We start from the raw sequence: 24,002 nt of genomic DNA, 5'->3' as shown, positions 1-24,002 counted from the left end.
AAAAGCTTATGTATGGGAGGTTTCTATGACATTAAGGCATTTCAAAATTTTTATAGAGGTATGTGAGACCATGAATATGACTCAAGCGGCGGAGCGTTTGTATATCTCTCAGTCGGCAGTGAGTCAAGCTATATCAGATCTGGAAGCATTTTACGGAACAAAGCTATTTGAACGGCTTTCTAAAAGAATTTATCTTACGGATGCAGGAGAAAAGTTGCTAAGCTATGCTAGGCATATCACTAAAATGACTGAAGAAGCAGAAGCCAGTATAAAATCTTTGTCAGAAAGTGGTGTCATTCGTATTGGAGCTAGTGTTACGGTGGGCTCAGCCATATTACCCAAATTGGTGAAATCCTTTCAAAATGTCAGCCCATCTACAAGTTTTGAGGTGATTGAGGATAACACAACGGTGATTGAATCCCTTATTCTAAACAATGAGGTGGATTTGGGGTTAGTAGAGGGGGAAATTCTTTCGCCGGATATTACCATAAAACCATTTCTTCAAGATGAGCTTATTTTAATCTGCGGGAAGGAGCATCCCTTTTCACAAAAAGCAATGGTATTACCCTCCGAGCTGGAGAAGGAAAATTTCATCATCCGTGAAAAGGGCAGTGGCACCAGAAAGCTGTTTGAAATAAAAATGGCGGCGAACAATGTCAGTTGGTCTGCATCGTGGGTTTGCAATAATTCAGAAACCATTAAAAATGCAGTAGAAAATAATTTGGGCATTTCTGTTATTTCCCAGAAAAGTGTTTTAAAGGAGCTTGAAAACAAGACCCTTTTTTCTTCTAAGATTGAAGGAATAGAGTTTATTCGTCAATTCAAAATTGCCTATCATAAGAAAAAGTATATCACACAAAAAATGAATCAATTTATGGAACATTTAATCAATCTATATTGAAGATTCTTATGAAGGTTGGAGACGATGGGCTAATTTTTAGCTTTGTTTATGGCAGTATAGCTAAAAAATAAAAGGATAATGTTTTTGGGGGCTGATTAACCCCCATTTCATTTTCTTTTTAACGTATCTTGACAAAAAATTAAATACGGCATACTATAATAATAGAAAAAAAGATAACGGTGTTATGTTGTAAAGGAGGTATCCTTTGAAAAATGATAAAGAAACAAAAGAACAGTTAATTCAGTGGGGCAGAAAAGAGTTTATGGAAAAAGGTTTCGCCCATGCCTCTCTACGCAATATTTGCAAAAATGCAGGGGTTACCACAGGTGCCTTATATTTTTTCTTTAAAAATAAGGACGATTTATTTGCTTCCATCGTGGAAGAGCCTTTGAGAGAGCTAAATCAGATTTTGGATGAGCATTTTGACAAAGAGCTAAATCAGGAGGATTATCAAAATCAGGGGAAAGCGGATTTGGAGGACTTGGTTTGTGCCAAGGAAATGCTCCATTGTATTTATCAAAATTATGATGTATTTCATCTACTGTTAACAAAATCCAGAGGCTCCAAGTTCGAGCATACCGAGGAGCAATTTGTAGAAATGACGGAAAAAAAATACCGTCTTATGGCTGATCGGATTTGTTTACAAAAAAATGTACCAAAACCTGCAGATTATATGCTCCACTGGTTTGCCCATACCCAAGTGAATTTGTTTGTACATCTGGTTTCCCATGAAAAATCAGAGGAAAATGCAGGGCGGAATTTGGAAGCTATGGTTGCATGCATGGTGGCTTGCTGGAATCAGTTACTGCAGGATAAGTAAAAAGATAGATAGGTAGGTGATATTTGTTGAAAGAGTTTATGATTTTACTGATTCCCTTTGTGGGCACCTCATTAGGTGCCGCAATGGTATTTTTTATGAGGGATGAAATGAATGAAAAGGTAAAAAAATTGCTTTTAGGCTTTGCGGCAGGCGTTATGATTGCCGCCTCTGTTTGGTCATTATTGATTCCTGCCATTGATTTGGCAGGAGAGCAAAAGGGCCCTTCATGGTTGCCTGCTTTGATTGGGTTTTTGTTAGGTGTTGGGTTTTTATTAGTATTAGATACGATAATACCGCACTTACATTTGGACAGTGATAAGCCGGAAGGGGTGCCCAGCAAGCTTTCAAAAACATCAATGCTAGTCCTTGCCGTAACCCTACACAACTTTCCCGAGGGTATGGCCGTTGGTGTAACTTTTGCAGGAGCTATGTTGGGAGGCAGTAATATCACCATGATGTCTGCCTTTGCTTTGGCATTAGGCATTGCTATTCAGAATTTCCCCGAAGGTGCCATTATTTCTATGCCTTTGCGCAATGAAGGTGCCAGCAAGAAAAAGGCTTTTTTATATGGTGTGGGTTCCGGTGTTGTGGAGCCAGTGGGTGCGGTGATAACCATCTTGTTGGCAAAGCAGGTAATGCCTATATTGCCATATTTTCTCTCCTTTGCAGCAGGGGCTATGATATATGTGGTGATTGAGGAATTGATACCCGAATCACAAGCGGGGGAGCATTCCAACATAGGCACAATTGGTGCGGCATTAGGTTTTGCGCTGATGATGGTATTGGATGTGGCGTTGGGCTGATGGAAAAGGAGCCAAAAGGGGGAATGGCACTTGCAAAGAAGTGATGAAATAAAAAAAGCTTATAGAACCATTGGAGGAGAGCATACCTTTTATGATGGAATGATTACCTGCTCTACTTTTTGGGGGAAAGCTGTATGCAAGATGATATGGGGGATGAACCAAGAAGAAAATAATCAGTATTTGCAATTGGCTCTGCAGGGAATTCCCTCAGACTTCTCAGGTAAGATGCTGGAAGTGCCTGTAGGAACAGGGATATTGACTATGCCTATGTATGCAAATCTACAGGAGGCCGAAATCACCTGCGTGGACTATTCTGAGGAAATGATGGCACGGGCACAACGCAGAGGAGATGCTATGCATCTTCACCATGTTACCTTTTGTCAAGGGGATGTGGGGGAGTTGGATTTTGCTGATGAAACCTTTGATTTGGTACTATCGCTCAATGGATTTCACGCTTTTCCTGATAAAGAGGGAGCATTCAGGGAGATTTTTCGTGTTTTGAAGCCCCATGGAATTTTTTGCGGTTGTTTTTATGTACAGGGAGAAAGGAAACGTACAGATTGGTTTATTCAAAGGGTTTATGTGCCAAAGGGATTTTTCACCCCACCCTTTGAGACGAAGCAAAGCTTAGAATTCAGATTGCGGGAAATGTATGACCAAGTACAATTGAATTGTGTGGGGGCCATGGCCTGTTTTACTTGTATAAAAGGAAAATAAAAAGTGCCCGTTGGAGTGATTCGAAAATCACAGCAACGGGCGTTTTACTGAATAAAGAGTCTTTATATTTATAGATAAAACAAATTTTTAGTCTAGTAATCCTTTGCTTTTCAAGAAATCTGTGGCAACCTGTTCCACTTTTTTCTGTTCTACATTAACTTGATAATTCAACTCTGTCATTTCCTCATCGCTTATTTGCCCCGCCAATAGGTTTAGCACGTCCTTAAGTTCAGGATGTTCTTTCAAGGTATCATTACGCACAAGGGGAGCTGCATAATAAGGGGGGAAGAAGTTTAAATCATCCTTCAACACTTTTAAGTCATACTTTTTGATTTCTGCATCGGTGGTAAAGGCATCGGTGGCATCCATATCATTATTGCCGATGGCTTGATATTTTAAGGATACATTCATCATCTTGGGGTCGCCCTTAAAGGTAACACCATACAAATCGCAGAAGCCTTCAAACCCATCCTGTCGATTAAAGAATTCATTTTCACCGCCGAAAATCAAATTTTCCGATACACCCTTTAGATCAGAGGTTTTTTCCAAATGATATTTATCAGCAACAGCCTTAGTGACAGCAATGGCATAGGTATTATTAAAGCCATAAGGTTCCATCCAAGTAATATCAAATTGTTTATTAAATTCCTCTTTTACCACGCTATAGGCTTCCTCAGGATTGGTGATGACATCCATTTTTAAGTGGGCAGTCAGACCGGTGCCTGTATATTCGGAATAAATATCAATATCGCCCTTTTTCAGTGCTTCAAAATTGATAAAGGTGCCACCCATATTCAGCTTCCGTTCCACTTTCAATTCTGTTTTGTTTTCAATCAGCTGAGAAAGAATTTCACCAAGAATGATATTCTCGCTAAAATCCTTAGAACCGATGACAACAGTATCCTTACTGCCACAGCCGGTCAAAGCCATGGAAAAAACAGCCGTAGCGGCAATTCCCAAAGATAGTATTTTCTTTTTCATATGTTATCCTCCTTTTGAATATTATTTTGCTCGTTTCACGAGTTTTTGCTCAAATTTAGACATGATAAAGTCAAATAAAACTGCCATAACCACTACGGGAATGGTACCCTTCATAATTGCGGCGAAATTCATGGTTTGGATTCCACGATAAATAGGATAACCAAGACCACCTGAGCCGATTAGAACCCCGATTACTGCAATGGATAATGCAGTTACAGTGGCAATTTTGATTCCTGAAAAAATCAGGGGAAAGGAAAGAGGCAGTTCCACCTTAATCATACGTTGCAGTTTCGACATACCCATACCCCTTGCCGCATCCTTTAAGTGAAGAGGAACTCCTGTCAGTCCAAGGTAAGTATTACGAACAATGGGAAGAAGGGAATACAGAATGAGTCCGATCACTAAGGTTACGTTGCCAAGGCCGAAGAAAATCATCAAGATGGCTAGAAGTGCCAATGAGGGAATGGTCTGTAAGGAATCAACAACCCAGAGGATTACTTTATCCAAATAGGGTACCCAATAGGAAATAATACCAAGGAATATCCCGATAATTGTAGAAAATCCGATGGCAATGAGAACAAGAACCATATGCTGCATTGTCAGGGAAAATAAATCAGTCATTTTTTCACCTCCCAAGTCTTAGGCCACGGGGCGTCATTGCACGTTGGAGGAATCCAATCAATGCATTTGCCACAAGAGCCATCATTGCAGCGGGGATTGCCCCTGCAAGAATATATTTTGTTTCATAGGTTGAAAGTCCCGTCCAAATCATATCTCCCAGACCACCTGCGCCAATCATTCCTGCCAGAGTTGCCCAGCTGATAATATAAACTGTGGATAGGCGTAGGCCACCGATGATTGCCGGCATGGCAAGAGGCAGTTCCACTTTAAATAGAGTCTGCATACCGCTCATGCCGATACCCCTGGCGGCTTCAATGCAATGTCCATCCACTTCTAAAATACCCGTATAAGTATTACTTAAAATTGGGAGTATGGCATAAAGAGAAAGGGCGGCAATTGCCGGAGGCTTACCGATGCCCATTAAAATCAGCATGATACCCAATAGCACCAGCCCTGGTATTGTTTGAATCACACCAGCAGCGGATAAAACATATTTAGCTCCAGCTTTATGACGGGTGAGGAAAATTCCCATAGGTACTGCCACAATGACGCCGATGCCAACGGATATGAGTACAAGCTCAATATGGGTAAACACTGCTTTGAGAATTTCATTGGAATGCTTAGTAAAAAACTCCATATAACTCATTGCGTCATCTCCCCCCAAAGAGCTTCGCCCATGGCCTTTGCCATACTGGTTTTTGTAATTAGGCCCGCAACCGTATTATTATCATTCAACACGATAACATAACCAGTGGGTGAAGCAATTAATAGCTCAAAGGCTTCCTGGGCATTGGAATTGCGGTTTACCGTCATAGCCTCAACGGTAATCAGTTCTGCAATTTCCTTACCAGCCTTACCCTGTGCTTTGATTTTATCTACAGAGACGGTTCCCAAATAGGTATCGTCATCCTCCACCACAATCAGGGAGGATACATCTCTTCGGCTCATCAGCTCAATACATTCCAAGGTTTTTTTCGTTTTTGATACAGTCAGAACTTTTGAGCGCATAAAGTCGGAAGCTACCATATTGTTGGCGGTGTTTCCGTTATTCATATGCTTACCAAGGAAGCTTTTTATAATGGGGTCAGCAGGGTTTTGCAGCATCTCCTCAGGGGAGGCCACTTGTAAAACTTTACCCTCATTCATAAAAACAATGGTATCTGCAAGGCGAATCGCCTCATCCATATCATGGGTTACAAAAACAATGGTTTTACCCAATTTTTTCTGTATTTTTTTAACTTCTTCCTGCAAAGAATCCCTTGTTACAGGGTCAAGTGCACCAAAGGGCTCATCCATTAGTACAATTGGAGGGGATGCCGCTAAGGCACGCAAAACACCAATACGTTGCTGCTGACCACCGGAAAGCTCCGAAGGATATTTTTTGGCATTTTCTTCATAAGGCATATTTACCAAATCTAATAAACGATGTACGATTTCGTCTATTTCTTCTTTTTTGTAATTCAGAAGCTTTGGAACAACGGCAATATTTTGTTCCACAGTCATATTGGGAAAAAGACCAATTTGCTGAATGACATAGCCGATGGTACGACGCAGTTGTACGGGGTCAACCTTGGTAATATCCTTACCATCAATCAAGATTTCACCGGAATCCGGTTCAATCAGACGATTGATCGTTTTCAGTGTAGTTGTTTTACCACATCCACTGGGGCCGATGAGAATGACAAATTCACCGGCTTTTATATCTAGAGTAAGATTATCTAAAATAATTTTCTTACCATAGCGCTTACTTACGTTACGAAATTGAATCATAAAGTTTGAATCTCCTTTCTTTTTTTGTCGAAAGTAACAACTCTATTATACAGATTAAGTTGTCAGTTGTCAAGAAATCCAGTTTTCCTCAAAAAAATCCCCGTCTTTCAGGAAAAGATCAGGGTTTCAGGTGGTAACGACATAATTTTTATAAAAAGTTTATTATTGGAAAATAAGCCGAAGGGCTTTTATGAATGAGTAAGTTCCAATCAATTTGATTCCTGTTTATTTAGATTAATGTATAATAAAGGCCAAAGGAGAGGCTTCTAATGTTATCCAATACTTCCTTTTGAAGATAAAAAAAGACCTCCGTCATTTTTCAATGGGGGGAGGTCTGTATTGTTGATTTTTTATTCTGAAATTTGCTGAGCTTTTGTAATATAATTGCTGACAGACTCGATGGTAGAGATATCTCCAACAAAGATAATTGTGTCTCCTTCAAGCAAAACAGCATAAGGCCCGGGGGACAAAATGACTTTATCCGTACGGCGAATGGCAATGATAGTTGCTCTGGTTTTATGCCAAAACATAAGCTCCATCAGGCTTTTACCAATGAGGGGTGAATCCCCGGGAACATCAATCTCATAATTTTGAAAGGGATTGCTCTTGGAGAATTTATCATTGGTACGCACCAAATGAGAAACCATTTCTCGAATCTGCTCGTTTAAATTCAATTGTTGATCCAGTAGCCTTCTAAGATTACGCTCAATGAGGCGGGTATCGTTTTGTTCACTGAAGCGCTGGGCAAAATCCTTCGCCTTTTCGACGGATAGAACGACAACGCCACTGTTTTTTCGTACCTCAACAATGCCCACATCTTCCAACAGCTTTAAAGCTCTGCGGATGGTTTCAGGGGAAACGCCATATTCTGATGACATGACGGAGCGACCATAAATTTTTGTGTTTTCCTTCAGTTCTTCTCTTGAGATACGCAAGGCGATATCAAGGGCAATCTGCGAGTAAACGGGTGGGCTGATTTTTTCTTTCATTTTTTACACCACTTTATTTTATAATATTTTTACTATGTAAACTAGAAAAAATCTTTAACAGGGTATCATTGAAACCATGATTTTTGTCAAGGATTTTTTCTACTACCCAAATACTAAAATGCATTCTAACACATTTCCTATGGAAAGTCCAGTTCCATAAAATCCCCAGAATAAAAGCCTTGGAGGGGCTTTTGTCTTATTAAGATGAACCCCCAAAAAGGTAGTGAATTTGATTGAAAAGAATGAAATGGGATTAGCCGAACCCCCTGATTTCCTAAGGATACGCCTTGACAATTGAGGGTACTTGTTATATACTTTTTCAGTATATAAGCGATTTTCAGCGGAAGAGTTTTTCTCTTACAGGCAATAGAAAACGCATAGAATTTTCATAAATTAGAATGGAGATGAAACCGTGGAGAGAATTAAGACAATTAAAACTCGTGACCTGAAAAAGAGCGTAGCTTTTGGTGGTTGTGGCGAATGCCAGACATCCTGCCAGTCTGCTTGCAAAACCTCCTGTGGCGTAGCAAATCAGCCCTGCGAGAACAAACAGAAGTAAGCTCAAAAGGATTGACAACGAATCCGCCGCCTGCTTTCAGTAGGGCGGCATTTTTCGTATTTGGGTATTTCTGCAAAGGGTGTTACCCTTTGTTTTAGAAAGGATTGAATAGATTGGTACATCAATATAAATTAAATGATTATAACATTGTTCTGGATACCTGCAGTGGTTCAGTTCATACAGTTGATGAGGTGGCATATGACATCATTGCACTGTTTGAAACAAGGGAAAAAGATGAAATTGTCCAGACAATATTAGAAAAATATAAAGATAGACCCGACGTCACAGAGGAAGAAATTTTACTGTGCATTGAGGACATTCAAACTCTAGTGGATGGAGACAGATTGTTCACCAAGGATGAATATGAAAGCCTTGCTTATGATTTCAAAAACAATAGTAGTGTAATAAAAGCACTTTGCCTTCATGTTGCCCATACTTGCAATTTAAATTGCAGCTATTGTTTTGCCAGACAGGGACAATACCAAGGGGAACGTGCTTTAATGACCTTTGAAGTTGGTAAACAAGCTTTAGATTTTCTCATTGCCCATTCAGGAAACAGAGTAAATTTGGAAGTGGATTTTTTTGGCGGTGAACCTTTGATGGTTTGGGATACCATTAAGCAATTGGTTGCTTATGCAAGGGAGCAGGAACCTATCCATAATAAAAAATTCCGTTTTACATTGACCACAAACGGTATGCTCATCGATGATGATGTGATTGAATTCTCCAATCGGGAAATGCACAACGTGGTATTATCCTTAGATGGCAGAAAAGAAGTCCATGACCATTTGCGTAAAACCGTTGGAGGAGAGGGCAGTTACGAAATGATTCTTCCAAAGTTCAAACGTTTTGTTGAAAAAAGAGGTGGACAAGGCTACTACATGCGAGGAACCTTTACTCACAACAATGTGGATTTTACCAACGATATTTTCCATATGGCAGATATGGGCTTTAAAGAATTGAGCATGGAGCCTGTGGTTTGTGATCCTTCCGATCCTTATGCTTTAACGGAGGAGGATTTGCCAAAGCTGTTTGAACAATATGAGATTTTGGCAAAGGAAATGGTTCGACGGAAAAAAGCAGGAAATGGTTTTGAGTTCTACCATTACATCTTGGATTTGGAAAACGGCCCTTGTGTCTATAAGAGAATTACCGGCTGTGGCTCAGGCACGGAATATATGGCGGTTACCCCTTGGGGAGAATTGTTCCCCTGTCATCAATTTGTTGGGGATGACAAGTACAGCTTAGGAAACGTCTGGGATGGTGTGAAAAATACACAGGTTCAGGATGAGTTCCGCCATTGTAATGCCTATGCAAGAGAGGATTGCAGAGCGTGTTGGGCAAAAATGTACTGTTCCGGGGGTTGTGCTGCCAATGCTTACCACGCAACAGGCAGTATTCAGGGGATTTATGAATATGGCTGTAGACTTTTCAAAAAGCGCATTGAATGTGCCATTATGATGAAAGTTGCAGAAAGCAGTGAGGAATAATTGTCATGGATACACCAATTTATGATTTTGTGAAGGAATATTTAGAGAAAGGGACTGTCCGCCTGCATATGCCGGGGCATAAGGGCAGCCCCCTTTTGGGTTGCGAGCCATTAGATATCACAGAAATCAAAGGGGCTGACGATTTATATCATGCCCAAGGGATTATTCGGCAAAGTGAGAACAATGCCACCCGTTTATTTGGCACAAAAAGAACTTTTTATGCGACAGGGGGTTCCTCCCAATGCATTGGTGCTATGGTTTATTTGGCTATGCTCCATGGAAAAAAGGGACAGCCTATTTTAGCGGGCAGAAATGCCCATAAGGCATTTTTACATACCTGTGCTTTATTGGATTTGAAAGTGAATTGGATATATCCTAAGGAGGAAGCGTCTCTTTGCAGTTGTCCCATTCTACCCCAACAATTGGAGAGCATTCTGAAATCTATGGAGGTTCTGCCTTTTGCAGTATACATTACTTCTCCGGATTATTTGGGAGGAATGGCAGATATAACGGGGCTTTCTGATGTTTGCAGAAAATATGGGGTTCCTCTATTGGTGGATAATGCCCATGGGGCTTATTTGCGCTTTTTACCTGAATCTTTGCATCCTATGGATTTGGGTGCTGATATGTGCTGTGATTCTGCCCATAAAACCTTACCAGTTTTAACAGGAGGGGCGTATTTACATATCGGAAGAGAGGCTTTGCCCTTTGAGAAAGATGGAAAAAATGCTTTGGCTTTATTTGGTTCCACAAGCCCCTCTTACCTCACGCTACAATCCTTAGATTTATGTAATGGTGTTTTGGCAGAAGGGTATGGGAAAGGAGTCAACGCTGTTTGTGAGAAAGTGAAACAGCTTGCCATGCAATTAATGGAGAAAGGCTATCTTTTGCAGAATTATGAACCACTAAAGCTTGTGCTGGAAGGGGCAAAGATGGGCATAACAGGATATGATTTGGCTGAATTTCTCCGAGAAGATGGAATTGAGCCGGAGTTTGCCGATGCAGACCACCTGGTTATGATGTTCTCCACTAAAAATGGGGAAGAAGATTATGAAAAAATTGAGAGTGCTTTTCCCCCTATGATTGCTAAAATTGATGAGGAAAGAAGGACTGCTCTGCCTTTCAAAGGAGAACAGGTAATGTCCATTCGTGAGGCCATGTTTGCAAGGCGATGTACCATAAGGGTAGAGCAAGCCTTGGGACGGATTTGTGCATCACCGGCTGTTTCCTGTCCCCCGGCGATACCCATTGCTATAAGCGGTGAGAGAATTACAGAAGAAATGATACGGCTGTTTTTCCTTTATGGTATAGAGGAGATTGACGTGGTGGTTGAAATGTAAGAAGTGGTGAAGATGGAAAACACTGACTTCTTTTCAATTGAGAGAGAATAAGAGGCGAAATGAAATGGGTGGAGACTTTGTTATATCTATTCCAAATTTTTTGATGTTAATGGGAGCTAGTTTTTTGGCAGGATTTTTAGATTCCATAGCCGGCGGTGGAGGCCTCATATCTTTACCTGCCTATACGTTGACAGGAATCCCAATGCATTTTGTATATGGATGCAACAAGTTTTCTGCTGCCTTCGGAACCACCATTGCTACGTTACGATATTGGAAGCATAAGATGCTGGATATTCAAGTGGGGATATTGGCGGCAATAGGAGCTTTTGCAGCATCTGCTTTGGCGGCGAAGGTGGTGCTTTATTTTAGTGACAACACCTTAAAAGCCTTAATGCTGATTTTTTTGCCTATTGTTGGAATCGTTACGTTATTAAACAAAAATATGGGGGAGGAGAATCATTCTGATTCTTATTCTAAGAAAAAGAAAGTTATTTTAGCGTTGTTAATTGGTGGGCTCATTGGATTCTATGACGGTTTGATTGGCCCTGGCACAGGGACGTTTGCGCTGATGGCTTTCTGTTTTATAATGAAATATGATTTGCGTACTGCTTCGGGGAATGCTAAATGTTTAAATTTGGCTTCCAATTATGCGGCTTTGGCAGTATTTCTTTTGGAAGGAACCGTTTATTTCAAAATTGCAATTCCTGCGGCTATATTTGGGATTGCAGGGAATTACCTTGGAGCGGGTTTTGCAATAAAAAAAGGCGCAAAGGCCATTCAATATATGTTAATGGTGGTTATTGTGTTATTATTCATCAAAATGGGTGTGGACTTTTTATTATGATACAAAGGGACGTCAAGCAATTTGCGTGCAGGCGTCCCTTTTATTTTATATTGATTTTTGCATCAGAACGATACTAAAGTTACGTCCCAATTTTTCTCCCACATTTTGAAACTCCCCTATCTGGGAAAACCCATTTTTTATATGAAACTGAATACTGGGTTCGTTCTCAGAGGAGATTTCTGCAATAAGGTGATGTACACCAAGGGTTTTTCCTTCTTGCTCCAATAAGGAAAGACATTTTGCCCCAACCCCTTTTGCGATATAGTCCTGGGTAATAAAATAAGAAACATCTGCAGTTTTCTGAAAGGTGGAGAAGGGATGAAAAGGAGACAGAGAACAAAAGCCTACGGTTTTGTTTGCATCTGCATCAACCACAGCATAGGCGCACAAATCCTCCGATCTTTTTATCAGCATTGGGTAAAACTGTTCTGGCAGGGGCGTTGGTGGAAAAGCGCTGGTACCAGTGGTAACGTAATAATTAAAAATTTCCATGACCGATTTTTGGTGCTCCATTCCAAGCTTTTCAAAAACAATATTCATTATGTACACCTCCTAATATGGATGGTATACCAATTTATGGGATGTTTCAATAGATAAATCAAAAAATGGGGAAAATTGTGCAAAACAATCTCCCCCTTACTTGCTTAAAACAAAAGAGCCCCCTCAGCCTTTGCGGATGCAATATCCTTCAAAATACTTTTTTGCTTTTCATCGAACAGCAATTCTTTATTGTATTGATAGTATTTTTCACTGCCATTTTCACTGATGAATTTTACACTATAAAAGTTAGTGGTCAGTTCTGTAATGAAAATAACCATTTCTTGCCCTGCACCAAAGGCTTCTTCTAAAAAGAGGAAAGCATTTTCCAATTCTTTTGCGCCTGTCTCAATAAGCTGTTCCCTATGGGTGACATCCTTGGAAAAGGAAGCTTTGATTTCTTCAAAAACAGCATCTTTTTCTTGAACGCCAAGACCCTTTATTTCTTTTTCCAATGCCAAGAGTCGTTCTATGGTTATGCGGCGGCTTTTTTTGGTGCTTTGATCCAAAAGATCGGCCTTCTGCTCCTTGACAAAGAGATTTTCCTTCTCCTCAATCAAGCCTTCAAACAGCTTATCCCAAGGTGTATCCTTGCAATAAGGGTTTTGGAAGCGTTCTTTCAGTTCCACAAGGGTTTGATGTAATTCTGTGGTAGCTAAATCCCCTTCATATGCCAGCCTAAAATCATCGGAAAGGCGACTCAGTAACAGTCCCAGAACGCTGAGCTTTTCGTCAAAGGGGGCGGAGGAGAGCTTTGTTGCTGATTGCTTTGTAAAGGTACCGTTTAGGATATCCTCCACATGATAATCTGTTTTGTATTTATGATATAGATCCAAATAATTGGCAAAATCTCTGGCTATTTTTTGATGCTGCAGATATTGTAAAATCATGCCTGCATCCGCAGTGATGCCCATTGTTTCATAAACTTTTAAAATGGTGGATAAATCTTCCCAGCCTCTGGGGGTTACAAACCGTTTGCCATCTACGGTGTTTTCCATGGCATAAAAATGATTTTTCTTAATTTCCAGATAGGAAAGAATCGCCCCGTGAACGGAATGCTTATAGGCATATTCCTTCCAAACTTGAAAATCAGGTTCCACCTCGATTTTTTTCACACGGTCAAGGGTAACAACGTCAAATTCCCGAACGCTTTTGTTATATTCAGGGGGATTTCCCGCGGCGGCAATGAGCCAGCCATCAGGCACCCTATGGGCACCGAAGGTTTTTGCCTGTAAAAATTGGAGCATGGCAGGGGCTAGGGTTTCCGAAGCGCAGTTGATTTCATCAATAAAAAGAATGCCTTCTGAAAGCCCTGTTTCTTCCATTTTGTTATAGACAGAAGCAATGATTTCACTCATGGTATACTCCGTTACGGCATATTCCTTGCCGCCATATTCTTTATGGCTGATAAAGGGCAGGCCGATGGCACTTTGGCGAGTATGGTGGGTGATGCTATAGGATACTAAGGCAACGCCACATTCCCTAGCCACTTGCTCCATAATGGCGGTTTTGCCGATTCCGGGAGGACCCATAAGCAGAACGGGACGTTGACGCACCCGGGGAATCAGGTATTCACCAAACTCATTTTTCAATAAATAAGCCTGAATGGCTTTTTGAATTTCTTCCTTTGCTTGTTTTATATTCATATTCATTTCTCCTTTTCGTAAATGGAAAGGTCATCGGGCCCTAGGACAACTTTCATTGCCCAAGGGGGTACATTTAGGTCTAAATATTCCTCGTGGAAAAAGATAAAGGCAGTTTCGTAGGGGGGTCTGCCATTGGGAAAGGTTCCGTAGCCATCGGTAAAATAAATCAATCCCTTTAGGTTTTGGAATGCCTTCTCGTCAATGAGCTTATTTACATATTCAAACACAGGGCGGAAGTCTGTGCCACCACTGCCTAGGATGCGAAAACGATCCATATATTGCTCTAATTCTTCCGTGGAAGTGATGATGGTATCCTGTTGTACCTTTGCATCACATTGGACAATGTGAATATTTGTTTTATGAAAAAAAGATTCATTGTTTTTAAGAATTGCGTAGGTTTCTTCCAAGAAACGACGAATGGTTTCCCCTTCGCAGGATTCAGAGGTGTCAATGGCAATAACCAATTCCTCTATTTTTTTTACTTCTTTATACTCCAAGGATTCAATGAGGGGCATATTTCCATAAAGGGACAGACCGTATGTGTAAAAGATATAGTCATAGGCGTCGTCGTCCACCCTCATGTCCTCTTTTAGGGTTACAAATTTTTCGAGAAACCGACGATACTCATATTTCTCTCGATTCTCAATTTTCAGAAGCTGCAACAAATCCCCTGCATTTTCTCCCATCTCTTTTGAGAAGGTCTCCAAATTGGTTTCCATTTTTTCTCCGATTTGCTGCCATTTTTCTTCAAGCTGTTTTTGTTTTTCTTGATTCTGTTCTTGTTCCGTTTGATCTTGATTATCAGAATTTTCGTCATTTTGGTTATCATTATTCTGATTCTCTTCTTTTTTATGCTCCCAAAAAACATGATCGTCCACCCAGAATTCAAGCTGTAGTTTGCCGAACTCCTTATCGGTCAGCTTCTGGTCTGAAAGCTTGCGGTAAATACCTTCTGCAGAAAGGACTTTCAACTCCTTTTTTAGGGACTCATACATTTCGTTTCGACGGTCGGAAACCACCAAGCGGGTGGCCTTTAGAGGCAAAGAATCAATAATGGATTCTACGGCAATATCGCAGGAAACGCCCCAAAGAGCTTCGTCTCTTTCTCCTGTATGAAAAGGATGGCGGAAGATACAATGCAAAAGCATATGCAGATAAAGGCGGTTTACCAGTATGGGGTCCGATTGATACCGCTCCACTAAATAGCGGGGGTTAAACAGCACCTTTTCTCCATCTGTCCCGACGTAAAGGGAAGATAGGTTCATTTCATAGCGAAGCCCACTTAAGGCAATATCCAGAAACCGCAAGGATAAGTACAATTCATTGCGGGATGCATTTAAAATTGTGTTACCGATTTGTATCAGACGTTGATGATTTTCGTTCATAAGCCCTCCTTTACAAATCAAAGCTTTTTTTCTTTATGGGATTGCCATTTTTATGTTGGTAATCCATAAGAAAGCTAAGAATTTCTGTTTTTCTTTTTTTCTGTGCCATTTCTATCATTTTTGGCAAAGCCTCATTGGTGTAAAGCCCCCATTGGGCGAATTGTCGCATCACCACCAGATCATTGTTTTGGATATAATAATCCGCCGCAAACAGCAAATGCTCCCGCACATAGGAGAGATAGGTTTCTCTACGTTCTGCCACTAGTCGATAGGGATAGGAAAGACGATACACCGCCAAAAGAAGTACCAAAACTGCCGCATCTTCCCTTCGAGTAAGATAAAACAATTCGTCGTATCTGCGAAAATCAATATCAGAATTGCGAATGCATTGGCGAAACAAGTGACCTGTGCCGTAATTTACCTGATGAAACTGTCGTGCTGGTGTGTCTTCTATATATTCATATTGAAAATCGGGGATAAGCAGTTTTGCTCTGGCATCGGGAAAGTCAATGGTAAGCAACAGCTCATGGTTTAAAACAGCAATTAAGTCGGAAATATGTTTGCATTGTCCAAAATAAATATCATACAGGCTGTCACAATTCAAAAACAAGCCTGTTTCCAGATGCTCTGTATTTTTCGGTATATTGATTTTGTAAAGGGATCTGCAATTATAAAACGCATAGCGTTCGATGGCAGTTACCATTTCGGGGATAGTAAGAGCCTTGAGGCCATGACAATCGAAGAAAGCATAACTACCGATTTTTTGTATACTTTGGGGCAGTGTCAAAGCTTCTAAGGCAGAACAGCCGGAAAAGGTATACGGGGCGATTTCCTCCAACCCTTCAGGCAAAACTATAGAGCCCAAGGCATTACAGCCTGAGAAGGCATAAGCACCAATACGGCGGATGGTATCAGGAAGGACGATACGCAGGATGGCATCTCCTTCATCCTCTTTTGGTATAGTGGTGCGTTTAGTTGCAGATAAGCAAAGAGATATTTCTGCTAAGCTTTCTTCCTCTGCCATAGGTTGCTCCGTTTCTATGGCAAAAGCGAAATCTTCAATGGCCACCACGGGCATATCATCTATGGTTTGTGGTATATGCAGTTGGCTTGCCCTGCCCTTGATACCCAAGATGGTAATGCCCTCAGCAGAGGCTTTATAATATAATATAACCTTTTTTGTTGGTTTCATGGTTTTATCCTTTTCAAAATGTAATCTAAAATCCATTATACTGCCTTGTTTGGACAGTGTCAAAATAATCACATAGAGATATACATTATAAAAAAGTCGAATCCTGCAATAGGCGATGGAATATAGAGAAAAAGCCCAAGTAATAAAAGAGAGATATTTTGTTGCTTACGGAAGTCTGTTAAGATTGGGTTTGATTAAAGCTTAAGAACAATGAAATATGTTTAATATTTACATATAAGTAAAATTATATTATTATCTATAATATAACTAGTTTGTCTGCATTAAATTTTACCTTTGGTATCAAGCTTTTTTATGTTTTGTTTCATGCTAACAAGGGGGAATATAAATTGAATAAAAAATTTTTAGGTTCTATTTTTATTTTAGTTGGCTTATGCAAACTGTCTTTAGAAATATATGGTTTAAAAGCTCTTCAGCTTTTGGATAAGGCATCAAGAACCAGTTTCCATACAAGCCCATGGAGCTATTTTTCTGAATCTCCAGCAGTAGTATCTTTTCTGATTACCCTTGTCATCCTGATTACAGGTTTGGTTTTAATTGTTCCTAAGGAATGGTGGAGATAAAAATATTGATTTGATTACAAAAAGCCCGATTGCTATTCCAGCAATTCGGGCTTTTATAATTTGATTTAGTGAGAAGCTTTTACTTTAATCCAAAGTTCTGCCAGCTTCTGTTTTAAGACAGGGTTATCTTTAAACACTTCGTCCTTAGCATAATCTGTTCTAGGCAGATATGCTTCATTATCTGCATAAATTCCACCAGAGCCAGACATTTCATCCAACACCTCTTGGTTAGAGGAAGGGTAGCCTACCGTTTCGGAGTTACCGTAGGAAGCGTCATGGGTCAAAACATAGTTAATGAATTCATGAGCCAAGAGGGGATTTTCTGCGTTGGCAGGAATAACCATGGAGTCACTCCAAAGATTTGTGCCCTCTTTTGGCAGGAAAAAGCTCATATCTTCGTTTTCATTCAAAATAGTTGCGGCGTCACCACTATAAACAACGGCAATATCTTTATTTCCATTAATCATGCCATCGATCACTTCATCGGTAACATAAGCAGGATCCATGGTATCGTTCATTTGCAGGAGCCAGTTATAGGCTTCCTGAATTTCATTTTCATTTTCTGTGTTCATGGAGTAGCCCAGTGCTTTCAACGCCATCATAAAGGAATCTCTCTCGGAGTCATAGACATAGATACGTCCTTTATAGGTGGTATCTTGAAGGATATTATAGCCTAGTTTTTCCACATCTGCAGCTTTTACATTATTATGGTTATAAACAATGCCTACGTTGCCCCAGAAATAAGGCACGGAGTATGAATTATCTTGGTCATAGGGCAGATGCTTTACGCCTTCAGCTAAATTTGAGATATTTGGAATCTTGGTTAAATCCAGCTTTTGCAGCATGTTTTCCTTAATCAAACGTTCAATCATATAGTCAGAGGGCACAAGAACATCATAAGCGTCACCTGCCTGCAATTTTGTATACATCATTTCGTTGGAGTCAAAGTATTCCACAATTACCTTTACGCCATATTCTTTCTCGAAGTCAGAAATCAGGTTTGCACCCATATATTCCCCCCAATTATAGAGCTTTAAGGTGGAGGAACCATATTTTTCTACAGCGTCAGAAGCAGAAGAACCGCCGCCACAGCCAGACAGTAACAATGCCCCACTAACAGCCAATGCAATCATTTTTTTCATGTCAGTTTACTTCCTTTCTTTTCTTTTACGATAGGGATAATATTTACAATGAATAACGCCAAAGTAATCAACAGAATAACCAAGGTGCTTAAGGCGTTGATGGACGGATTCACACGTTTGCTCATGGTATAAACCAAAATAGAAATATTGTTCACACCATTGCCTGTTACAAAGTAGGAGATGATGAAATCATCAAAGGACATAGTAAAGGCAATGAGGGCCCCGGAGATAATGCCCGGCCTAATTTGTGGAACAATGACCTTCCACAAAGCTTGCATGGGGGTTGCGCCAAGGTCTAGTGCGGCATCCGCCAAATTTGGATCAAGAGAACGAAGCTTTGGCGTTACGCTGAGAATTACATAAGGAATGCAGAACATGATATGAGCAAGAAGCAGTGTCAAAAAGCCTTTTCTTACCCCTAGAGCGCTGAAAAACATTAATAATCCGATACCTGTTACAATTTCCGGATTCAGAATAGGTAAGTTATTAACTTGTTCTACAATACCTTTCATAATTTTCTTGGATTTTGATAAGCCAATTGCCGTTAGTGTACCCAAAATTGTGGAAATAATGGTAGCTAAAAGGGCAATGATGACTGTATAAGCCACAGACTGCATCATAGTGGAATCGGCAAACATTTTCTCATACCACCGCAGAGAGAAGCCCTCAAATTTTGTTAGGGAGCGGGAGCTATTGAAGGAAAACAGAATAATATACAAAATAGGCACATAGAAGAAAACTGCTGTTAAGCCCAACAATATTTTAGAAAATAAACGTCTTTTTTTCTTTTCCATTTAGCTATCCTCCCTTCCGTTAGCGGCAGGGTCTTTATCAACTTTTTTTGTAATATACATGGAAAACATGATAATGACTGCCATTGCTAGGGAAATGGCACTACCAAAGTTCCAGTCTCCCGAAGTTAAAAATTCTGTTTCTATAACATTACCAATTAAAACATACTGTCCGCCACCCAAAAGCTTTGGAATGAAGAAGCTGGATACCGCAGGCAAGAACACCAACGTGATGCCGCTGATTACCCCGGGAATGGAAAGGGGTAAAGTTACTCTTAGGAAGGATTGCACGGAATTTGCACCAAGGTCGCTGGCAGCTTCCAGATAACTTTTATCCATTTTTGTTAATCCAGTATATATTTGCAGAATCATAAAAGGGATGAAGTTATAGACCATACCCAAAACAACGGCAAAGCTTGTGTGTATCATATGGACAGGGCCAATACCCAAAAAGCCCAGCATTCGATTGATGATTCCTTCATCCTGCAAAATGCCCATCCATGCGTAAGTACGCACAAGCATATTAATCCATGTGGGCAGGGTAATCAAAAGAATCCAAAACAGCTTGCTTTTTTCACTGCGGTTAGCAATGACATAGGCAATGGGATAGCCAAACAAAATACAAATTACCGTTGTAATAATCGCAATATATAAGGAGCGCTTCAATACACTCATGAAAACCGTATCACTGAAAAAACGAGCAAAGTTTTCCAATGAAAAACGAATGGTAGCCACGTCATTTCCTTTATCGGTAAAGGCATAAAGGAGAATCAACAGCATGGGAACCACAATCATTGCTCCCATCCAAACAATATAGGGCAGTGCCATATTTCGAAATTGTTTCACCGAACACCCTCCCTTCAGTTTTGCTTTGTCATAATATGAATGTCCTCAGGCTGAAAAATCAGCCCTACCTCGTTGCCAATTTCATAGCGGTCTGTGGTATCCACCTTATACTCATAGCCTTCTGTAGCAAAGGTAACCTCATAAACCCCCGGTGTTAGGGTTTCTGGGTCAAAATCATACTTTACGTTTGTAATTTCAACGGAGGTACCATCTTCCAGACTCCAAGCGGAGGCATTTGCCCAAGTTTTTAGATCTGTTTCCAAGGCAATGGATTCATGGATTTCATCGGCTTTTTTAAAGAAATTAACTGCGAAAATTTCCTCCTGATATTCTTTGTTGGCAATACGGTTTTCATCCTTGACAATCATATTTACCGTTACAGAGGTGCCTGCTGCGGTGGAGAAAGTTACAGGATAACTGCCGTTTTCTTTTTTAATAGAGTAACTGATTTCTTTAATGGAGATATATTCATCTGTTTCGGGATTCCACGCCTGGGCATCGGCACGGGCGACAATGGTACCCTCGTCCAGCTCTTCAACGTCATCCATATCTAAATAAAAATCGTTGGCGGAGATTTTTTCGTTGGCACTTTCGTTATAAACAGGGCGGTCATCGGAAACCATCATTTTTACGGTAATAGAGGTACCCACCTTTGTTTCTACAATGGTTTCATAATGTACACCTTTAAACAATACGGATTTTACAATGCCTTTCAGCTTGCCTTCTGCCCTTGGGACAATATCCAAATCTTCGGGACGGATGACAACATCTACTTTTTCACCTGTAGCAAAGCCAAAATCTACGCATTTGAATTTCTTATCCTCAAACATCACAAGGTAGTCCTCTAACATAACCCCGTCGATGATGTTACTTTCACCAATAAAATTAGCAACATATTGATTCACCGGCTCATTATAAATATCTGTGGGGGAACCGATTTGCTGAATTTCTCCATCCTTCATAACCACAATTTTGTCGGACATGGTAAGGGCTTCTTCTTGATCATGGGTAACATAAATAAAGGTAATGCCTACTTCCTGCTGAATTTTCTTTAATTCTTGCTGCATTTCTTTTCTAAGCTTCAAATCCAGCGCTCCCAAGGGTTCATCCAAAAGCAGAACATTTGGCTCATTTACCAAAGCACGGGCAATAGCAACACGCTGCTGCTGACCACCGCTCATTTCCGTAACATTACGGTCTGCATATTCTTCAAGGTTCACCAGCTTAAGCATACGTTTTACCTTTTGCTCTATAATATCCTTAGGCTCTTTTTTAATTTTCAGGCCAAAGGCAATGTTGTTATAAACATTCATATGGGGAAACAAGGCGTATTTTTGGAATACGGTGTTGATTTCTCTTTTATATGGAGGCACTTTTGTGATTTCTTCCCCATCAAAAAGTACTTCTCCTTCATTTTGCGTTAGAAATCCACCCAAAATGCGCAGCAGCGTTGTTTTGCCACAACCACTGGGGCCAAGGAGTGTAACGAACTCATTTTCATAGATATCCAAATTGATACCCTTTAAAACCAATTTGCCATCAAAATCTTTGACAATATTTTTGAACTGAATAAGCTTTTTCATGTCTGCCTCCTAACATCAGAATAAAGGCGGTGTTGAAATCCACAGAACTTTCGCCTTCGTTTTTTTGTCGTTTCTTAAAAAGTGGCTTGTTTTGCCAGAAAGGTAGAAGGTTTCTCCTTTGTGTACAATAAAGCTTTCTTCACCACACTCAAGGGTAATGCTGCCCTCAAGGACATAACCGAATTCCTCTCCACTGTGGGGGTCCATTTGAAAGGATTCTCCCCCTTGCGGTAATTCCAAGAGAATGGGTTCCATTTCGTTTTTTTGCGTATTGGGTACAATCCAGTGGATGGTATAATGCCCTCTTTCATCTACAAAAAAATCTTTTTTATGAAAGACCAATTTCTCCTTTTTTTCCTCTTTAAAGAATTCAGCTAAAGTGGTGCCTAGAGCTTCAACAATATCATTTAAAGTTGCAATGGAAGGAGACGTCAAATTTCTTTCCATCTGGGACAGGAAACCCTTTGTCAACTCGCTGCGGCTTGCCAACTCTTCTAAAGTCAGGCCTTTTTGCACACGAAGCTGTTTGATTTTATGTCCGATATCCATGCTGAACAACTCCTATCATATTTAGCACTACTAAACTTTTCTATTATTTTTACTAAACCTCAATTATTATACAGCATATTGTTGGGATTGCAATACAAATGAAACAAAAAATTCGATATATAAAACTTTTTGACAAAATGTATTAAAATCTATATTTTTTTATGGTTTTTTTTAGTTTCTTCGCTGATAGCATAAAGAAAAACTGTTTTTGCAATTTGCCTATAACACCAAAGGTTTACTATTACCAAACTTAGAGGGTGACTACTATAAACAAGACGAAGAAAACACAAAAAGAATGGGGCAATTGAGCATAAGCCTGAGTGATATTATAAAAAAATGATGAAATTTTTCTTGTTTTCATGACCTGTCATTGTTGTTTTGCCTATGGTGGATAAAGCCTATAAACTGTAGGGTTTATTTTGTCATAAAATCCCCATGATTTTGTTCAAGAATGTGCCTGAATATCACTAGTGTCACTGTATTTAATGCTGTACATTTTTTTTGGAATTACATTGACACCAAGGCGTTTTTATGGCTTAATAGTTACATGTCTTTATTTTAGTACATACGATGATCGTTAAAAAAACAAATGAAAGGGGAATGAAGTTTATGGTACGTTTTGCAAAAAGATTAGACCTTTTGGATAGTTCGGATATTGGAGATCTTTTAAGACTCATTGCCAGACCCGATATTATTTCTTTTGCAGGCGGGTTGCCCGCACCTGAGTTGTTTCCAGTGGAAGCGTTAAAACAGGCCGGTATTGCGGTCATGGAGGAAATGGGTACAATTGCTTGTCAGTATTCCTCTACCGAAGGCTTGCCCCAGCTAAGAGAGAAAATTGTGGAAAGAATGGCAGTGAAAAACAATATTCATGCTACGCCTGAACAGGTTCTGATTACCAGTGGTTCTCAGCAAGGGCTTGATTTTGCAGCAAGAGTTTTTGTTGATAAGGGCGATGTTATTTTGGTGGAAAGCCCTTCTTACTTAGGGGCCATCAACGCATTTAAGGCTTGTGAGCCAACGTTTATTGAAGTGCCTACCGATGATGGCGGTATGGTTATGGAAGAATTGGAAAAGGTACTTGCTACCACAGAAAATGTGAAGATGATTTACGTAATTCCTGATTTCCAGAATCCCACAGGACGTACTTGGTCCTTGGAGAGAAGAACAAAATTCATGGAGATTGTAAATAAATATGAGGTTCCTGTCATCGAGGATAATCCTTATGGTGAGCTGCGCTTTGAAAATGATACTATGCCGGCTTTGAAATCTTTAGATACAAAGGGGCTTGTGGTATATCTGGGTACACTGTCTAAAATTATGGTTCCCGGGTTCCGTTTGGGCTGGGTTTGTGCTGCGGACGAGATCCTTTCCAAATTTAATACCATGAAACAGGGCGCTGATTTGCAGACTTCCACGTTGACACAGCTTCAAGCCAATAAATATATGGACATGAATAATTTGGATGAGCATGTAAATAAGATTCGTGAAGTATATAAGCACAGACGTGATGTAATGATGAAGGCCATGAAGGATTACTTCCCCAAAGAGGCTAAGTTTACATATCCCGACGGTGGTTTGTTTACATGGGTTGAGCTTCCTGATTATATTGATACAAAGGAAATGGCTTTGCAGTGTTTGGAAAAGAAAGTTGCTTATGTTCCGGGCGGAAGTTTTTTCCCCAATGGTGGTAAGAATAATTGCTTCCGCATGAATTACTCCTGCATGTCGGATGAGAAAATTATAGAAGGCGTGAAAGCTTTGGCCGAAGTAATTCAAGGGAACCTGAAATAAAGCTTTTACTGTATGTATGTTATGATATAAAATGACCCCCGCTAAGTCATCCAAAGGTGGATGTGCTACGGGGGTTTTTATGAATTATTGGAAGCATGATTTATAAAAATTCTGGGTTGGG

23 protein-coding genes and 1 pseudogene are annotated in these 24,002 nt (G+C 40.1%); 10 read left to right on the top strand and 14 right to left on the bottom strand.

Features of this window, described 5'->3' with window-relative positions:
• The first annotated feature begins 25 nt into the window (after positions 1–25).
• From NE558_RS02865 to NE558_RS02850, 4 genes are all read left to right on the top strand, one after another.
• Positions 26–901 carry a LysR family transcriptional regulator gene (locus NE558_RS02865; RefSeq protein ID WP_256148408.1) on the top strand — a complete coding sequence of 292 codons (876 nt, stop codon included), beginning with the start codon at positions 26–28 and terminating at the stop codon, positions 899–901.
• Positions 902–1,106: 205 nt separating this feature from the next.
• Positions 1,107–1,721 (top strand): TetR/AcrR family transcriptional regulator, encoded by a 615-nt coding sequence (locus NE558_RS02860; RefSeq protein WP_256148407.1) that lies wholly within the window; start codon positions 1,107–1,109, stop codon positions 1,719–1,721.
• Positions 1,722–1,759: 38 nt separating this feature from the next.
• Positions 1,760–2,524, top strand: a complete 765-nt coding sequence (locus tag NE558_RS02855) for a ZIP family metal transporter (protein WP_256148799.1) — start codon at positions 1,760–1,762, stop codon at positions 2,522–2,524.
• Between the two features lie 30 nt (positions 2,525–2,554).
• Positions 2,555–3,241, top strand: a complete 687-nt coding sequence (locus NE558_RS02850) for a class I SAM-dependent methyltransferase (RefSeq protein ID WP_256148406.1) — start codon at positions 2,555–2,557, stop codon at positions 3,239–3,241.
• Positions 3,242–3,328: 87 nt separating this feature from the next.
• Here NE558_RS02850 and NE558_RS02845 read toward each other — a convergent pair whose 3' ends face one another.
• The 5 genes from NE558_RS02845 to NE558_RS02825 all read right to left on the bottom strand — a co-directional run bounded on the left by NE558_RS02845 (position 3,329) and on the right by NE558_RS02825 (position 7,602).
• Positions 3,329–4,222: a glycine betaine ABC transporter substrate-binding protein gene (locus tag NE558_RS02845; protein ID WP_256148405.1), complete on the bottom strand. Its 894-nt coding sequence runs from the start codon at positions 4,220–4,222 to the stop codon at positions 3,329–3,331.
• A 21-nt stretch (positions 4,223–4,243) separates the two neighbouring features.
• Entirely contained in the window at positions 4,244–4,843 is a 600-nt protein-coding gene (locus NE558_RS02840) for an ABC transporter permease (RefSeq protein ID WP_256148404.1), read from the bottom strand.
• A 4-nt stretch (positions 4,844–4,847) separates the two neighbouring features.
• Entirely contained in the window at positions 4,848–5,489 is a 642-nt protein-coding gene (locus NE558_RS02835; RefSeq protein ID WP_256148403.1) for an ABC transporter permease, read from the bottom strand.
• Positions 5,486–6,613, bottom strand: coding sequence for an ABC transporter ATP-binding protein (locus NE558_RS02830; RefSeq protein ID WP_256148402.1), 1,128 nt, complete (start codon positions 6,611–6,613; stop codon positions 5,486–5,488). Before NE558_RS02830 ends, NE558_RS02835 begins: the two co-directional genes overlap by 4 nt.
• A gap of 350 nt (positions 6,614–6,963) precedes the next feature.
• On the bottom strand, positions 6,964–7,602 hold the full coding sequence (locus NE558_RS02825; RefSeq protein ID WP_066053388.1) for a TrkA C-terminal domain-containing protein: 639 nt from the start codon (positions 7,600–7,602) through the stop codon (positions 6,964–6,966).
• 412 nt (positions 7,603–8,014) lie between these two features.
• Between NE558_RS02825 and scfA the strand changes: the two genes are divergently transcribed.
• The 4 genes from scfA to NE558_RS02805 all read left to right on the top strand — a co-directional run bounded on the left by scfA (position 8,015) and on the right by NE558_RS02805 (position 11,835).
• On the top strand, positions 8,015–8,161 hold the full coding sequence (scfA, locus tag NE558_RS02820) for a six-cysteine ranthipeptide SCIFF (RefSeq protein ID WP_066053385.1): 147 nt from the start codon (positions 8,015–8,017) through the stop codon (positions 8,159–8,161).
• Positions 8,162–8,274: 113 nt separating this feature from the next.
• Positions 8,275–9,651, top strand: a complete 1,377-nt coding sequence (gene scfB / locus NE558_RS02815; RefSeq protein ID WP_256148401.1) for a thioether cross-link-forming SCIFF peptide maturase — start codon at positions 8,275–8,277, stop codon at positions 9,649–9,651.
• A 5-nt stretch (positions 9,652–9,656) separates the two neighbouring features.
• Positions 9,657–10,991 carry an amino acid decarboxylase gene (locus NE558_RS02810; protein WP_256148400.1) on the top strand — a complete coding sequence of 445 codons (1,335 nt, stop codon included), beginning with the start codon at positions 9,657–9,659 and terminating at the stop codon, positions 10,989–10,991.
• A gap of 64 nt (positions 10,992–11,055) precedes the next feature.
• On the top strand, positions 11,056–11,835 hold the full coding sequence (locus tag NE558_RS02805) for a sulfite exporter TauE/SafE family protein (protein WP_256148399.1): 780 nt from the start codon (positions 11,056–11,058) through the stop codon (positions 11,833–11,835).
• 45 nt (positions 11,836–11,880) lie between these two features.
• On the opposite strand, the gene NE558_RS02800 is transcribed toward NE558_RS02805, so the two are convergent.
• The 4 genes from NE558_RS02800 to NE558_RS02785 form a co-directional block, all read right to left on the bottom strand.
• Positions 11,881–12,375, bottom strand: a complete 495-nt coding sequence (locus tag NE558_RS02800) for a GNAT family N-acetyltransferase (protein WP_256148398.1) — start codon at positions 12,373–12,375, stop codon at positions 11,881–11,883.
• A 104-nt stretch (positions 12,376–12,479) separates the two neighbouring features.
• The gene (locus NE558_RS02795) at positions 12,480–14,018 is read right to left on the bottom strand and encodes an ATP-binding protein (RefSeq protein WP_256148397.1); all 1,539 of its coding nucleotides are present in this window, start codon (positions 14,016–14,018) and stop codon (positions 12,480–12,482) included.
• A gap of 2 nt (positions 14,019–14,020) precedes the next feature.
• Positions 14,021–15,403, bottom strand: coding sequence for a VWA-like domain-containing protein (locus tag NE558_RS02790; protein WP_256148396.1), 1,383 nt, complete (start codon positions 15,401–15,403; stop codon positions 14,021–14,023).
• Between the two features lie 10 nt (positions 15,404–15,413).
• Positions 15,414–16,631: a leucine-rich repeat domain-containing protein gene (locus tag NE558_RS02785; protein WP_256148395.1), complete on the bottom strand. Its 1,218-nt coding sequence runs from the start codon at positions 16,629–16,631 to the stop codon at positions 15,414–15,416.
• Between the two features lie 311 nt (positions 16,632–16,942).
• On the opposite strand from NE558_RS02785, the gene NE558_RS02780 reads away from it, so the two are divergent.
• On the top strand, positions 16,943–17,176 hold the full coding sequence (locus NE558_RS02780; protein ID WP_256148394.1) for a hypothetical protein: 234 nt from the start codon (positions 16,943–16,945) through the stop codon (positions 17,174–17,176).
• Between the two features lie 65 nt (positions 17,177–17,241).
• On the opposite strand, the gene NE558_RS02775 is transcribed toward NE558_RS02780, so the two are convergent.
• The 5 genes and pseudogenes from NE558_RS02775 to NE558_RS02755 form a co-directional block, all read right to left on the bottom strand.
• Entirely contained in the window at positions 17,242–18,318 is a 1,077-nt protein-coding gene (locus NE558_RS02775; protein WP_256148393.1) for an ABC transporter substrate-binding protein, read from the bottom strand.
• The gene (locus NE558_RS02770) at positions 18,315–19,112 is read right to left on the bottom strand and encodes an ABC transporter permease (protein ID WP_256148392.1); all 798 of its coding nucleotides are present in this window, start codon (positions 19,110–19,112) and stop codon (positions 18,315–18,317) included. Before NE558_RS02770 ends, NE558_RS02775 begins: the two co-directional genes overlap by 4 nt.
• Entirely contained in the window at positions 19,113–19,955 is an 843-nt protein-coding gene (locus NE558_RS02765) for an ABC transporter permease (RefSeq protein WP_256148391.1), read from the bottom strand.
• Positions 19,956–20,533: 578 nt separating this feature from the next.
• Positions 20,534–21,538 (bottom strand): annotated as a pseudogene (locus tag NE558_RS14730) (ABC transporter ATP-binding protein); the annotation flags it as partial.
• Between the two features lie 15 nt (positions 21,539–21,553).
• The gene (locus tag NE558_RS02755) at positions 21,554–22,087 is read right to left on the bottom strand and encodes a helix-turn-helix domain-containing protein (protein WP_256148389.1); all 534 of its coding nucleotides are present in this window, start codon (positions 22,085–22,087) and stop codon (positions 21,554–21,556) included.
• Between the two features lie 609 nt (positions 22,088–22,696).
• On the opposite strand from NE558_RS02755, the gene NE558_RS02750 reads away from it, so the two are divergent.
• The gene (locus NE558_RS02750) at positions 22,697–23,881 is read left to right on the top strand and encodes a PLP-dependent aminotransferase family protein (protein ID WP_256148388.1); all 1,185 of its coding nucleotides are present in this window, start codon (positions 22,697–22,699) and stop codon (positions 23,879–23,881) included.
• Positions 23,882–24,002 lie beyond the last annotated feature (121 nt).

The sequence above is a fragment of the Anaerotignum propionicum genome (assembly GCF_024461735.1).
Lineage (GTDB): Bacteria > Bacillota > Clostridia > Lachnospirales > Anaerotignaceae > Chakrabartyella.
This window is presented reverse-complemented; position numbering and strand designations above follow the sequence as displayed.

Coding starts and splice junctions, on each gene's coding strand:
- NE558_RS02865 (WP_256148408.1), top strand. CDS start 26: ATGACATTAAGGCATTTCAAAATTTTTATAGAGGTATGTGAGACCATG.
- NE558_RS02855 (WP_256148799.1), top strand. CDS start 1,760: ATGATTTTACTGATTCCCTTTGTGGGCACCTCATTAGGTGCCGCAATG.
- NE558_RS02845 (WP_256148405.1), bottom strand. CDS start 4,222: ATGAAAAAGAAAATACTATCTTTGGGAATTGCCGCTACGGCTGTTTTT.
- NE558_RS02840 (WP_256148404.1), bottom strand. CDS start 4,843: ATGACTGATTTATTTTCCCTGACAATGCAGCATATGGTTCTTGTTCTC.
- NE558_RS02835 (WP_256148403.1), bottom strand. CDS start 5,489: ATGAGTTATATGGAGTTTTTTACTAAGCATTCCAATGAAATTCTCAAA.
- NE558_RS02830 (WP_256148402.1), bottom strand. CDS start 6,613: ATGATTCAATTTCGTAACGTAAGTAAGCGCTATGGTAAGAAAATTATT.
- NE558_RS02825 (WP_066053388.1), bottom strand. CDS start 7,602: ATGAAAGAAAAAATCAGCCCACCCGTTTACTCGCAGATTGCCCTTGAT.
- NE558_RS02810 (WP_256148400.1), top strand. CDS start 9,657: ATGGATACACCAATTTATGATTTTGTGAAGGAATATTTAGAGAAAGGG.
- NE558_RS02805 (WP_256148399.1), top strand. CDS start 11,056: ATGGGTGGAGACTTTGTTATATCTATTCCAAATTTTTTGATGTTAATG.
- NE558_RS02800 (WP_256148398.1), bottom strand. CDS start 12,375: ATGAATATTGTTTTTGAAAAGCTTGGAATGGAGCACCAAAAATCGGTC.
- NE558_RS02795 (WP_256148397.1), bottom strand. CDS start 14,018: ATGAATATAAAACAAGCAAAGGAAGAAATTCAAAAAGCCATTCAGGCT.
- NE558_RS02790 (WP_256148396.1), bottom strand. CDS start 15,403: ATGAACGAAAATCATCAACGTCTGATACAAATCGGTAACACAATTTTA.
- NE558_RS02785 (WP_256148395.1), bottom strand. CDS start 16,631: ATGGATTTTAGATTACATTTTGAAAAGGATAAAACCATGAAACCAACA.
- NE558_RS02775 (WP_256148393.1), bottom strand. CDS start 18,318: ATGAAAAAAATGATTGCATTGGCTGTTAGTGGGGCATTGTTACTGTCT.
- NE558_RS02770 (WP_256148392.1), bottom strand. CDS start 19,112: ATGGAAAAGAAAAAAAGACGTTTATTTTCTAAAATATTGTTGGGCTTA.
- NE558_RS02755 (WP_256148389.1), bottom strand. CDS start 22,087: ATGGATATCGGACATAAAATCAAACAGCTTCGTGTGCAAAAAGGCCTG.
- NE558_RS02750 (WP_256148388.1), top strand. CDS start 22,697: ATGGTACGTTTTGCAAAAAGATTAGACCTTTTGGATAGTTCGGATATT.